This window comes from Streptomyces kunmingensis (assembly GCF_039533535.1).
Lineage (GTDB): Bacteria > Actinomycetota > Actinomycetes > Streptomycetales > Streptomycetaceae > Streptomyces > Streptomyces kunmingensis.
This window is the reverse complement of sequence record NZ_BAAATS010000067.1, coordinates 25596-38216: the sequence shown is the minus strand read 5'-3', so window position 1 is coordinate 38216 and position 12621 is coordinate 25596. Positions and strand designations below refer to the sequence as shown.

General features: G+C 69.5%; 15 protein-coding genes. 11 read left to right on the top strand and 4 right to left on the bottom strand.

Going from position 1 to position 12621, the window contains the following annotated elements:
- The first annotated feature begins 6 nt into the window (after window positions 1–6).
- The 11 genes from ABD366_RS42175 (at window position 7) to hypE (ending at window position 9019) form a co-directional block, all read left to right on the top strand.
- A complete protein-coding gene (locus ABD366_RS42175) occupies window positions 7–741 on the top strand; it encodes a CBS domain-containing protein (RefSeq protein ID WP_324770267.1) in 735 nt (244 codons plus the stop codon).
- 31 nt (window positions 742–772) lie between these two features.
- The gene (locus tag ABD366_RS42170) at window positions 773–1036 is read left to right on the top strand and encodes an SHOCT domain-containing protein (protein ID WP_324770268.1); all 264 of its coding nucleotides are present in this window, start codon (window positions 773–775) and stop codon (window positions 1034–1036) included.
- A 5-nt stretch (window positions 1037–1041) separates the two neighbouring features.
- Window positions 1042–1572 carry a flavodoxin domain-containing protein gene (locus ABD366_RS42165; protein ID WP_324770270.1) on the top strand — a complete coding sequence of 177 codons (531 nt, stop codon included), beginning with the start codon at window positions 1042–1044 and terminating at the stop codon, window positions 1570–1572.
- 62 nt (window positions 1573–1634) lie between these two features.
- Window positions 1635–2762, top strand: a complete 1128-nt coding sequence (locus tag ABD366_RS42160; protein ID WP_324770271.1) for a 4Fe-4S dicluster domain-containing protein — start codon at window positions 1635–1637, stop codon at window positions 2760–2762.
- The gene (locus ABD366_RS42155) at window positions 2759–3223 is read left to right on the top strand and encodes a Crp/Fnr family transcriptional regulator (RefSeq protein ID WP_324770273.1); all 465 of its coding nucleotides are present in this window, start codon (window positions 2759–2761) and stop codon (window positions 3221–3223) included. The genes ABD366_RS42160 and ABD366_RS42155 overlap by 4 nt, the downstream gene beginning before the upstream one ends.
- The gene (locus ABD366_RS42150; protein ID WP_324770274.1) at window positions 3220–4032 is read left to right on the top strand and encodes an FAD/NAD(P)-binding protein; all 813 of its coding nucleotides are present in this window, start codon (window positions 3220–3222) and stop codon (window positions 4030–4032) included. The genes ABD366_RS42155 and ABD366_RS42150 overlap by 4 nt, the downstream gene beginning before the upstream one ends.
- 5 nt (window positions 4033–4037) lie before the next feature.
- Window positions 4038–4814 (top strand): NADH-quinone oxidoreductase subunit B family protein, encoded by a 777-nt coding sequence (locus ABD366_RS42145; RefSeq protein WP_324770275.1) that lies wholly within the window; start codon window positions 4038–4040, stop codon window positions 4812–4814.
- Window positions 4811–6169, top strand: coding sequence for a Ni/Fe hydrogenase subunit alpha (locus tag ABD366_RS42140; RefSeq protein ID WP_324770277.1), 1359 nt, complete (start codon window positions 4811–4813; stop codon window positions 6167–6169). Before ABD366_RS42145 ends, ABD366_RS42140 begins: the two co-directional genes overlap by 4 nt.
- Window positions 6166–6825: a CBS domain-containing protein gene (locus tag ABD366_RS42135; RefSeq protein WP_324770279.1), complete on the top strand. Its 660-nt coding sequence runs from the start codon at window positions 6166–6168 to the stop codon at window positions 6823–6825. The genes ABD366_RS42140 and ABD366_RS42135 overlap by 4 nt, the downstream gene beginning before the upstream one ends.
- A complete protein-coding gene (gene hypD / locus ABD366_RS42130; protein ID WP_324770280.1) occupies window positions 6822–7988 on the top strand; it encodes a hydrogenase formation protein HypD in 1167 nt (388 codons plus the stop codon). The genes ABD366_RS42135 and hypD overlap by 4 nt, the downstream gene beginning before the upstream one ends.
- Window positions 7985–9019: a hydrogenase expression/formation protein HypE gene (gene hypE / locus ABD366_RS42125; protein ID WP_324770281.1), complete on the top strand. Its 1035-nt coding sequence runs from the start codon at window positions 7985–7987 to the stop codon at window positions 9017–9019. The genes hypD and hypE overlap by 4 nt, the downstream gene beginning before the upstream one ends.
- A 401-nt stretch (window positions 9020–9420) precedes the next feature.
- On the opposite strand, the gene ABD366_RS42120 is transcribed toward hypE, so the two are convergent.
- From ABD366_RS42120 to ABD366_RS42105, 4 genes are all read right to left on the bottom strand, one after another.
- On the bottom strand, window positions 9421–9696 hold the full coding sequence (locus ABD366_RS42120) for a dsRBD fold-containing protein (protein ID WP_324770283.1): 276 nt from the start codon (window positions 9694–9696) through the stop codon (window positions 9421–9423).
- Between the two features lie 85 nt (window positions 9697–9781).
- Entirely contained in the window at window positions 9782–10303 is a 522-nt protein-coding gene (locus ABD366_RS42115; protein WP_324770284.1) for a hypothetical protein, read from the bottom strand.
- Between the two features lie 287 nt (window positions 10304–10590).
- Window positions 10591–11829: a hypothetical protein gene (locus ABD366_RS42110; RefSeq protein ID WP_324770285.1), complete on the bottom strand. Its 1239-nt coding sequence runs from the start codon at window positions 11827–11829 to the stop codon at window positions 10591–10593.
- A 213-nt stretch (window positions 11830–12042) separates the two neighbouring features.
- The gene (locus tag ABD366_RS42105; protein WP_344443582.1) at window positions 12043–12375 is read right to left on the bottom strand and encodes an STAS domain-containing protein; all 333 of its coding nucleotides are present in this window, start codon (window positions 12373–12375) and stop codon (window positions 12043–12045) included.
- Between the last annotated feature and the right edge of the window lie 246 nt (window positions 12376–12621).

Genomic DNA, 12621 nt, shown 5'->3' with positions numbered 1-12621 from the left:
CAAGCGATGAAGCACAGCAAGGTCGGCTCGGTGATGGCGAGCGAGGTCATCCACGCGACCTACGCCACCCCGTTCAAGGAAGTGGCACGACTGCTGAACGGACACCACATCAGCGGGCTTCCGGTGGTCGACGAGGACCACAAGGTCATCGGGGTGATCTCCGAGACCGATCTGATGGCCCGCCAGGCACAGGCCGAGGACGGCCCCGCCGCGCGAAAGCGGCGTATCCGGGTGCCGGCCTTGGGCCGGACCCGCCGTGACGAGCACCGCAGGGCCACGGCCCGCACGGCCGGAACGCTCATGTCCGAGCCGCCGGTCACAGTTCACGCCGACGCCACCATCGCCGAAGCGGCCCGCACCATGGCCCACCACAAGGTGGAACGGCTGCCTGTGGTGGACGAGGAGGAGCGACTGGTCGGCATCGTCACCCGCCGTGACCTGCTGCAGATGTTCCTGCGTCCCGACGACGAGATCCGCCGGGAGGTGATCGGCGAGGTCCTCGTCCGCAGCCTGTGGCTGATGCCGCAGACCCTCTCCGTCCAGGTCCACCAGGGAGTGGTCACGCTCGACGGCCAGGTCGAGCGGCGCAGCGAGGCGGAGATCGCCGCCCGCATGACCGGCCACATCGACGGAGTCGTCGCCGTGGTGGACAAGCTGACGTACCGGCAGGACGACGCGCATCTGCGGCCGGACGAGCAGGCGCTGCACGGAATCGCGGACGACTGGCTGCGCAAGATCTGAGTGCGTCGCGACTACGGGATGGGGGCCGGCGATGTATGGCAACTGGGGCCAGGACATGGGTGCGTGGGCGTACACCTTGATCGTGATGGGTGTCGTCTTCTGGGGGGTGCTGGGCCTTGTGGCGTTCGCCCTTCTGCGCGGGATTCCGAACGGCGGCAGTCATCACGAAGCGACACTGCCGCAGCCCGAGCGGCTGCTTGCCCAGCGCTACGCCCGGGGTGATGTGGACGAGGACGAGTACCGTCGGCGCCTCGCTGTGCCGCACGACAACGCCGTGAACCGTAAAGGAGGTTGACAGTGATGGACGGCGAACAGCCTCGAGTGTTGATCGTCTACGCGTCGAGGAACGGATCCACGGCCGAGATCGCAGGACATATCAGTGGCGTCCTGAGCGAAGCGGGCTGCGTCGCCACCGTATGCCCGGCGGCCGAGGCGGGACGCGATCTCGACACGTACGACGCCGTGGTGCTCGGCGGCGCGCTCTATACGGGCCGCTGGCACCGTGCGGCCCGCCGCTTCGCACGTCGCTTCCGCCGTGAACTGGAGACGCGTCCTGTATGGCTGTTCAGCAGCGGACCGCTCGACGCCTCCGCGTCGGAACGCGACATCCCGCCGGTGCCCGGCGTACGGCGACTGGCTGATCGCATCGAAGCGCGCGGACACGCCACGTTCGGTGGTCGTCTGAACGAGGACGCCCGCGGGCGCGTGGCGAAGATGATCGTCAAGTCCGGCAGGGGCGGAGACTTCCGTGACCTCACCCAGATCATCTCGTGGGCGGAGGGTGTCGCCCGGGACATCGTCCCGGCGCCCTCCGGTCCCGGAAGGGCATAGCCGGGGCCAGGTCTCGCCCGGCCATCGTTGCTCCGGCCAGACAGCTGACGAAGGAGAGCGCCATGCAGGTCACCGATGTCCCGGCGGTCCTCGACAGGGCGGGCCTCGACGCCCTCGTCCAGGTCCTGGCGGCGGACGGCCGCACGGTCGTCGGCCCGACGCCCAGGGACGGCGCAGTCGTCCTCGCCGAACTGGAGAGTGCCGACGCGCTGCCGTGGGGGTGGGGTACCGAGCTGGAGGCGGGCCGCTATCGGCTGGTGCGCCGTCCCGACGGTGCCGCCTTCGCACACACCTCGGGGCCTCAGTCGTGGAAGTCCTTCCTGCATCCCCAGCGAGAGAAACTGTGGGAGGCGGAACGCGACGCCGACGGTGGCGTGAGCATGCGGCAGTGCGAACCGGAGCGGCCCGCGTACGCCTTCCTCGGTGTGCGCCCCTGTGATCTGCGGGCCATCGCGATCCAGGACCGGGTCCTGGCAGGCGGGCACTACAAGGACGAGGGCTACGCGGCGCGCCGCAGGGGAGCGTTCCTCATAGCCGTGGAGTGCGGCGAACCGGGGGCGACCTGCTTCTGCGTGTCGATGGGGAGCGGCCCGGGCGTGGACGCCGGCTTCGATATCGCTCTGACCGAGCTCGTGGACGCCGACGGTCACCGCTTCCTCGTCCGGATCGGCAGCGACGAGGGTGCCAGGATTCTCGCGCTGATCCCGTCCCGGGCAGCGGACGCGGCGACGGTCCAGGCCGCCAGTATGACCGTGGACGCGGCCCGGGACCGGATGGGCCGGGCGATGCCTCCCGTCGACCTGCGCGCCCTGATGGGTGCGAGTCTGGAGGCCGAGCGCTGGGACGACGTCGCGGACCGCTGTCTGACCTGCGGCAACTGCACCATGGTGTGCCCCACGTGCTTCTGCACCACGACGGAGGAGGTCACCGATCTCACCGGCGACCACGCCGAGCGGTGGCAGCGCTGGGACTCCTGTTTCGACCTCGACTTCTCGTACCTGCACGGAGGTTCGGTCCGTGCCACCCCGCGCAGCCGCTACCGGCAGTGGCTGACCCACAAACTCTCCACCTGGTACGACCAGTTCGACTCCACCGGCTGTGTCGGCTGCGGACGCTGCATCACCTGGTGCCCTGTCGGCATCGACATCACCGAGGAGGCCGCCGCCCTGGCGGAGGAGGCAGAGCCGTGATCGCGACCACCGCCCCCCGCATGGCCCGGACGCTGAACGCCAATCATCGCGATGCCCTCATGGGACTGGCCCGGCAGGTCGGCGTGGAGGCGGGCACACGCCTGCTCGAGGAGGGCGGCCACGCCGACCGCTTCTGGATCCTGCGCACCGGTACGGTCGCCCTCGACATGCACGTGCCGGGCCGTCGCCCCGTGGTCATCGAGACACTCGGCTACGGTGAACTGGTCGGCTGGTCCTGGCTGTTCAAGCCCTACGTGTGGCAGCTGAGCGCCGAAGCGGTCACCGCACTGCGTGCCTACGAGTTCGACGCGGCGGCGGTACGGGAGCGGTGCGAGGCCGACACGGACTTCGGCCGAGAGATCGAACACTGGGTCGGCGAAGTCCTCGCCCACCGCCTCCTGGCCGCCCGGACCCGGCTGCTGGATCTGTACGCCCCTTATGGCAGTGGCCCCCCGCGATGACCACCGCCACCATTCCCGTGCCGTACCGCGTGGTCGACCGCTCGGTGGAGACACACGACACGGTCACGCTCTGCCTCGACCCGGTGGAGGAGCCGCTCGCGCCCTTCCGCGCCGGGCAGTTCGCCATGGTCTACGCGTTCGGGGTGGGGGAGATCCCGGTGTCGGTCAGCGCGATCCTGACGAACGGTGGTCTGGCCCACACCATCCGCTCGGTCGGCGCCGTCTCCACGGCACTGTGCCGCAAGAGGGTGGGCGACACGGTGGGCCTGCGCGGTCCGTTCGGCACCCGCTGGGGGCTGGAGGAGGCGCACGGCCGGGACCTGGTCGTGGTCGCGGGCGGCATCGGTCTCGCACCGCTGCGACCACTGATCCGGCACGCCCTGGCGGACCGGAGGACCTACGGCAGCCTCAATGTGCTCATCGGCGCGCGTACACCGGCCGACCTGATGGCCCGCACGGAGATCCGGCGATGGGCCACCGACTTCACGGGTGTGACCGTTGACCACCCGGGCCCAGAATGGCGCGGTGAGATCGGCCTGGTGACCCGGCTTCTGGACGGCGCGCACTTCGATCCCGGCCGCGCGACGGGTTTCGTGTGCGGCCCCGAACCGATGATCCGCGCCACCGCACGCGACCTCGTCCACCGCGGGGTGCCCGCCGCACGCGTCCGGGTCTCCCTGGAACGCAACATGCGGTGCTCCACCGGTCACTGCGGCCACTGTCAGTTCGGCCCCCTGCTGTTGTGCCGGGACGGCCCCGTGCTCGGCTTCGACCGGGCGGAACGGCTCATGTCCGTAAGGGAGTTGTGACCGCGATGGTGGAGAACCCGACGCTCGCCGTCTTCAAGCTGGCCTCCTGCGACGGCTGCCAGCTCACGCTCCTGGACTGCGAGGACGAACTGCTGGCGCTGGCGGGCAAGGTACGGATCGCGCACTTCCTGGAAGCGTCGAGCGCGGTGCTGCCCGGGCCGTACGACCTCACGCTCGTCGAGGGTTCGATCACCACGCCCGCCGACGCCGAACGGATCCGAGCGATCCGCGCCGCCTCACGCCATCTGGTCACCATCGGCGCATGCGCCACGGCGGGCGGCATCCAGGCGCTGCGCAATTTCGCCGACGTCGAGGAGTTCCGGCGCACCGTCTACGCCCTCCCCGACTACATCGACACCCTCGCCACGTCCACACCGGTCTCCGCACACGTGGACGTCGACTTCGAACTGCGCGGCTGCCCGATCGACCGCCGTCAACTCCTCGAGGTCATCACGGCGTTCCTCGCCGACCGCAAGCCCGACATCGCGAACCACAGCGTCTGTTTCGAGTGCAAGCGGCGCGGCACCGTCTGCGTCACCGTCGCCCACGGAACCCCCTGCCTCGGACCCGTGACCCACGCCGGCTGCGGCGCGCTCTGCCCCGCGTACGGGCGCGGCTGCTACGGCTGCTTCGGCCCCTCCGGATCCGTGAACCTGCCCGCCCTAATCCCGCTGCTGCGCCGCGACGGTCTCGACGAACGGGACACCGAGCGCCTCCTGCGCACCTTCAACGCCGTCGCCTTCGATGCGTTCGACACCTTCGATGAGGAGCCCCGGCCGTGACCCATCGCGGAACGCGCGTCCTGCACGTCGGTTCGCTGGCCCGCGTGGAAGGCGAGGGCGCCCTGCACCTGACGGTCGATGGCGACACCGTCAGCGCCGCCCGCCTGCACATATACGAGCCCCCTCGCTTCTTCGAGGCGTTCCTGCGCGGCCGCGCGCACACCGAGCCGCCCGACATCACCGCCCGGGTGTGCGGGATCTGCCCGGTCGCCTACCAGATGAGCGCCTGCGCGGCGATCGAGGACGCATGCGGGGTGCAAGTTCCGCACGCGATCCGGCAGTTGCGTCGACTTCTGTACTGCGGGGAGTGGATCGAGAGCCAGACTCTGCACATCTACTTGCTGCACGCCCCCGATTTCCTCGGCCGCGACGGCGCCATCGACCTCGCCCGCACCCACCGCGCCGACGTCGAGCGAGGCCTGCGACTGAAACAGGCGGGCAACGCGCTGCTCGAACTGCTCGGCGGGCGTGCCATCCACCCCGTCAATGTCCGCGTCGGCGGCTTCCACCGGACCCCGGACAAGGCCTCACTGCGTCCGGTCGCCGAGCAGTTGCGCCGCGCTCTCGAGGACGCGTGGACGACCGTGCGCTGGGTGTCGGCGTTCGACTTCCCCGACGCCGAGGCCGACCACGACTTCCTTGCCCTGCACGAACCGGACCGGTACGCCATCGAGAGCGGCACCCCGTGCGTGCTGGGCCGACAGGCGGAGGACACATGGCAGTTCCCCCTTGCGGACTTCACCCGGGAAGTCGTGGAGGAACAGGTCCCGCACTCCACGGCCCTGCATGCCACGCTGCGCGGGCGACGCCACCTCACCGGCGCGCTCGCCCGCTACGCCATCAACGGGCGGTCCCTGTCGCCCACCGCGCTGGAAGCCGCCCAGGCGGCCGGCCTCGGCGACCCGCGCAAAGGAGCCGTGTGCCGCAACCCCTTCCGCAGCATCCTCGTACGCGCCGTCGAGACCGTGTACGCGGTCGACGAGGCACTGCGCATCATCGACGGCTACGAACAGCCCGCGCGGCCGAACGTGGACGTGCCGCCGCGCGCCGGGATCGGGCACGGCGCCACCGAGGCCCCGCGCGGACTGCTCTACCACCGCTACGCCCTGGCCGCCGACGGCACCGTCACCGACGCCCGTCTCGTCCCGCCCACCGCGCAGAACCAGGGCGCCATCGAGGAGGAACTGCGACGCGTCGCCGAAGCGGCGCTTACCGAAGGCGGCCTGCACGATGCCGAGTTGACGCATCTGTGCGAGCGCGCCATCCGCAACCACGACCCGTGCATCTCCTGCTCCACCCACTTCCTCGACCTCACCGTCGAGCGACTCCCATCGTCATCGAGGAGGCAGCCGTGAGCACCAGCCCGCACATCGTCAGTGACGTGATGACCCATACCGTCGTCGCCGTCGGCCGCGACGCCCCCTTCAAGGAGATCGTCGAACTGATGCGGCAGTGGAACGTCAGCGCGCTGCCGGTCCAGGAGGGCGAGGGCCGGGTCGTCGGCGTCGTCTCCGAGGCGGACCTGCTGCCCAAGGAGGAGTTCCGGGACACCGACCCCGACCGGCACGACCAGCTGAGCCGGCTGTCCGACCTGGCCAAGGCGGGAGCCGTCAGCGCGGGCGAGCTGATGACCAGTCCCGCCGTCTGTGTCCATGCCGACGCCACGCTTGCCGAGGCCGCCCGCATCATGGCCCACCGGAAGATCAAACGACTGCCCGTCGTCAACGCGGAGAACATCCTCGAAGGCGTCGTCAGCCGCTCGGACCTGCTCAAGGTCTTCCTGCGCTCCGACGAGGACATCGCCGAGGAGGTCAGCCGTACCGTGACCACTTACCTCTTCCCGGACCAGCCGGTCACCGTCTCCGTCACCGAAGGCGTCGTCACGTTCGGCGGGGCCCTGCGCAACCGCAACCTCGTCCCCGTCGCCGCGCGCCTGGCCCGTGCGGTGGAGGGCGTGGTCGACATCCGCATGAACTTCGCCGGCCCGGACACCGAGCCCGAGCCGCGATGAAGTACCTCGACGAATACCGTGACCCCGTCCTGGCCCGCCGACTCCTCGCCGAGCTGACGGCCACCGCCACCCGGCCCTGGCGGATCATGGAGGTCTGCGGCGGCCAGACCCACACCCTGGTCCGCCAGGGCATCGACGAACTGCTGCCCGCCGGCATCCGGATGATCCACGGCCCCGGCTGCCCGGTCTGCGTCACCCCGCTGGAGACCCTCGACCGCGCCATGGCGATCGCCAACCGCCCCGGCACAGTCCTCACCAGCTTCGGTGACATGCTCCGCGTGCCCGGCTCCACCACCGACCTGCTGACGCTACGCGCTCACGGCGCCGACGTCCGTGTCGTCTACAGCCCCATGGACGCGGTGCAGCTCGCCGTGCAACTACCCGACAAGGACGTGGTGTTCCTGGCGGTGGGGTTCGAGACGACGGCCCCCGCCAACGCCATGGCGGTGCTGCACGCCGCCCGCCTCGGCCTGACCAACTTCTCCGTCATCGTCAGCCACGTGCTCGTCCCGCCCGCGATGACCGCGCTGCTCGACGACCCCGACTGCGAGGTACAGGCGTTCCTCGCCGCCGGGCACGTCTGCGCGGTGATGGGCTGGAGCGCCTACGAGCCGATCGCCGACCGATACCGCGTGCCGATCGTCGTCACCGGCTTCGAACCGCTCGACCTCCTCGAAGGTGTGCTCATGGCGGTCCGACAACTGGAGCGCGGACGTCACCTCGTCGAGAACCAGTACGTCCGAGCCGTACGCCGGGACGGCAACCCGGAGGCTCAGGACGCGATATCCCGCGTCTTCCGCGTCACCGACCGGGCCTGGCGCGGCATCGGCACCCTCCCGCGGAGCGGCCTCGAATTCACGTCGCCTTACGAGCGGTTCGACGCCGCACGCCGCTTCGACGTCGCCGACCTGCACCCCGAGGAGGACCCGGAATGCATCGCGGGCGCCGTCCTCACCGGAGCCGCCCGGCCGACCGACTGCGGTGCCTACGCCACCCGTTGCACCCCGCGCACTCCGCTGGGTGCTCCCATGGTCTCCGCCGAAGGGACCTGCGCCGCCTATTACTCTGCGGGCCGCGTCCCCCACGCATCGCCTGAGCGCCCCGGTGAGGCCGCCCGACAGCGGTTCACGGCACGCACGTCGTCCGGGAGGAGCACACCATGACCCTTGCCTGCCCGGCGCCGCGCACCGAGCACACAGCACTCCTGCTGGGGCACGGCGCGGGGGGCCGACTGAGCGCCGAACTCCTCGAAGAGCTCGTCCTACCCGCGCTCGGAACGCCGCCCGGGGGCATGCTGGAGGACGCCGCCGTGCTGCCGGGCGCGAGCGACCTGGTCATCAGCACCGACTCGTTCGTCGTGGACCCCCTGGTCTTCCCCGGCGGCGACATCGGCTCGCTGGCCGTGCACGGCACCGTCAACGACCTCGCCATGCGCGGGGCCCTGCCCGTCGGGCTCGCCCTCGCGCTCATCGCCGAGGAGGGCCTCCCGCTCGCCGAACTGCGCTCCGTCCTGCGGTCGGCGGGCGAAGCCGCCCGCGGCATCGGCGTCCCCGTCCTCACCGGTGACACCAAGGTCGTCGGCCGCGGCGCCGCCGACCGGCTCTTTCTCACCACGACGGGCATCGGCCGGCGTATCCCGGAACTCACGCCGTCCGTCGCCCGCGCCAGGCCCGGCGATCAGGTCCTCCTCTCCGGACCCATCGGCCTGCACGGCACCGCCGTGCTCTCCACCCGAGAGGGCTTCGGCTTCGAGACGACCCTCGTCTCGGACACCCGACCGCTGCACGGCCTCGTGAGGGCACTCACTCCCCTCGGTGCCGACATCCACACGCTGCGCGACCCGACACGCGGCGGGGTCGCCGCGGTCCTCAACGAGATCGCGCGGGACGCCCGGGTAGGTGTCGAGATCGAGGAATGCGCACTTCCGATACCGTCCGAGGTCGCGGCCGCCTGCGATCTCCTGGGGCTCGACCCCCTTGTCGTGGCCAACGAAGGGTGCTTCGTGGCCTTCGTCGCGCCCCGGTCGGCCGAAGCCGCTCTGCAGGCGCTACGGCAACGGCCCGAGGGGCGGCACGCGGCTCGTATCGGAGAGGCCGGTGACGAGGTTCCGGGCCAAGTGGTGTTGCGCACGCTGGTCGGTGCTCGACGCATCATGGACCTGCCGCTCGGGGAACAGCTGCCGCGTATCTGTTGAACGGGGACCGGACCGAGTCCCCGGCGTCCCGAAGGCGCTGCCGCCACGAGACGGGCCGCGGGGGAGGGGCATGGGGCCCGTGCGGTCCGGTCGGCGCAGGTCGGCCGGGCGACAGGCGTACGACTCGATCACCCGAGGCCGCGTCGTCCGTCCCTGCGTCGAGTTCGGTCCAGTCGCGGAAGTCCCCGTAGCGGCACCCCAGCAGCCGGAAGGTGTTCCGTCCCCGCCGGTGACGTGGGAGAGCTGCGGCCATGCCGACGCTGAACATCCACACTGGCCGTGCGCGGGACTCCGTACACCGACGCCGGACGTAGTCGGCCGCCTCAGGCAGCCAGGCTCCGTCGTGCACGGCGCTGCCGCGCTCGCGTACGCGACCAGAACGGTCATCGAGACCGTGCCCTTCAGAGCGTCCGGTGCGAAGGGTCGACGGGCCCGGTCAGCTCCACGATGTCATTGGTGACGACATCGTGGACGCGCAGGGCCAGGTCCTCGAGGGCGCGGCTGACGGCGAGTTCGGCACCTATCTCCGGCACCGGACGGTCGATGGGGTTCCGCCGCGCCGCACCACGGCCGAAGACCGTCATCGACGATCCAGGGGCGGTGAGTTCGGCGCGGGCCCGGGTCTCGTCGCCCTCCTCGGTGATGCGAATGAGAACGGTCCACTCCTTGGCGGCCATGACGATCACCTCTCTCTACGGATATTTCTCCCTGCGCCGTCGGTATGTACAACGGACCTTCGGACCGTGCACTCTCCGCCGGTCGTCACGCTTCGCGGATATCGGAGATGAGCCGCGTGGCGAGATCGGACTGCACCATCAGACGGGTGTGGTGGGTGTGGTGATGGCCCCGGCTCTTCCAGGTCAGGGTGACGGTCGACCAGCAGTGCCCCATCCCGCTGTCGTGGTAGACGACTCGCCACTCCACCGGAGTCACGTTTCCACGCAGTACGCCGTCTTTGTGGTGCACGGCTTCCCAACGCGACAGGGTGTGCTGCAGGTCATGCGTGAGGTAGTGGGCTCGAAGTGAGGTGTTCAGCGGGTCCGGGCCCGAGTCGTACCGTACGTCGATGTAGCTGCCGTAGAAATCTGCTACCCGGTCGACGGAGGAGACGGGGCTGCCGCCGCGCCCTATGTCGCTGGTCGTGACCGACGAACCGTTCGGCGCCGGGGCGGTGGAGACAGCAGGGTTGTGAGCGACTGCTGAGCCGGCCCCTCCCACGACAAGTACTGCGGCGCACGCGGTGGCACGTCGCAGGTAGCGGGGGGTCTGTTGGGGTGTGGCCATGACGCTCCCCTTCCTGCGCGACGAGGAAGGACAACACGCCCTTCACATGTCATTACACGCTTGAAGCCCCCGACTTTCGAGGGACAACAGGGCAGTGCCTCGGGCCGGCTGGGAGGCATTTCGCCGATGAAGAGGGGCCATTCGGGGCAGAGAACCGAAGTCCCTACGCCGTATGGGAGCCGTATGGGTGCCTATAGGAGGAACCCATAGGCACCCGCCAGGCGATGCCGGCGCTCACACGGCGGGCACCCGGGTCGCTCCGGTCACCAGGGCCGGCGCCGGGGCCCTCAACTCTCGTTCTCTTCGGCGCGTGTCGCCTCGCGGTCGTTCCGCTTCTCTTCCTTCTCGCGCTGCGCCTGACGCTCAAGCTCTCGTTCGCTGTAGGCAGCCCGACGTACAGCGTCCTCGCCCGCGAGACCGGAGCCCAGAGCGCCGGCGATCGTCCCCATGGAAGCGGACAGCCACGCGATGGTCGCGAGATCGGGAAAGCCGGCGTTGTGCCGGAGCGTGATCGCAAGATAGCCGGTAGGAATGGCAGCGAACGCGGCGCAGAGCGTGACGACGTACAGCAACAGGTACATACAGAGGACACCGAAAAGCACCGTCAGTGTCGTCACCGAGTTGTACAACGCCGATTCGGAACGCAGACGGCGATTCTTCGGGCTCTCCCACAGGCCGTTGTCGAAGATCAGCCAGGCGATCATCGCGAGTACCGCGGCCGCGTTCACCAGGATCAGTCGACCGGTGCTGAAGGCGTCCGCCAACTGCCAGATGTTGGAATAGAACACACCGAACGCGGCGCCGGCAGCGGCGCCCGCCAGGGCGGGCGAGAGGCTCGGGACCAGACGCCAAGGACGGTTGGTCCGCACCATCCCGGTCAGCAGCTGGAGCTTGCCGCGCACCCCCGGCAGTGCGAGGTGCAGGGACGCACCTTGAGAGCCGAGCCGGACGTCGGATTCGTCACCGCCGCCCTCCTCTGCGTCAGCGCGCCGCTCTTCACTGTCGCTGACGATCTCCCAAGGGAATCCCAGTCCGGGCCCGGGTAGTTTCTGCTCCTCGACCGCATCTGTGGTCGCGGACCGAGCGTTGTCCCCGAGATGCTCGGCCACCAGGTACGCGATCGTGTCGCGCGCCCGCCTACCCACCCGAAACACGCCCAGAGCGGGCAGAGAAACAAGCCCGACCCCGGCTTCAGGGTGGTAGTCGGCGAAGACCGGCTGTTTACCCGCGCGACGCGGCAGCTCGGTCAGCAGGACAGTGACATCCCAGCCCTGCTCCTCGCACTGGCGACGGCCGATGTCGAGCAGCGGCAACGAACCGTCTTCGTCCAAGGGCAGCAGTTGCAGCGAGGTCTCCACCCGCCAGCGCTCCCGGCCGTCCTCCCGCTCCGCGAGCAGAGCAGGCAGCTCCCGGCTGATCGACTTCACAAGCTCGGCCGACAGGCCAGGGTCGGCGACCAGTCCGAGAACGGCTTCAGCATCGTCCGTGGCGCTGCTTGCTTCTGCCGCGTCTTCCTTCGTACCCAAAAACGTCTCCCATTCGCGCCACCCCACTGCGCCGTCACAGATGTGACACGTGGTGCGACAGTGTCTCTTCTTCGTGTATGTCCTGCCTACGACGAAACGCATTGACAAGCCCGCATCTCCAGCGAGATCGGACATGTTCGCCCGAGTTTCGCAGGCTCTCACAGCCGAGACATCGCGGCGGCAGGATGATTACAGGCGTGCTGTCCGCCCTCTTCAGGTGGAGGCTGCGTCAAGGGCGTCCTGCACGGTGGCGAATACGCTGAAAGCCGCCAGTGTTCCGGTGATCTCAAAGACCCGTCGTGTCTGCGCAGGCAGGCCAACCAGATGCACCGGACGTTGCCGGCGCACTTGGAGGAAGTGGTTGAGCAGGGATGAGTCGCAGAACGTCACGGCGCTCAAGTCGAAGGCGACCGGCCCCTCGTGGGAGCGCAGCGCGTGCGCGGTGGTCTCGGCGAGGGTGTTGACGTCGGTGTGATCGAAGTCGCCGGCCAGCTCGATCAACCACAGGGGTCCCCGTTGCTGTGACGACCGTATGCCCTCACCCATCCCGCGTTCGTCCGTCCAGTCCATCGGCTCCCCGTCTCGTACGTACCGTTGTTTCCTGTGTGACCTGCCCGGACAGTTCACGTGGTGGATCACATCCACCTGGGAGACTGTTGCACTATGACAGTAATTGCCTCGCGGAACTAATTGCAGCCTACCCAGTCCTTCGACAAGCAGGCGTGCGGAGAACCGGCCGAGCGCCCGCGCAGGCAACGCCCTGCGCGGGGCGGCGGAACGGTCCCAGAACTC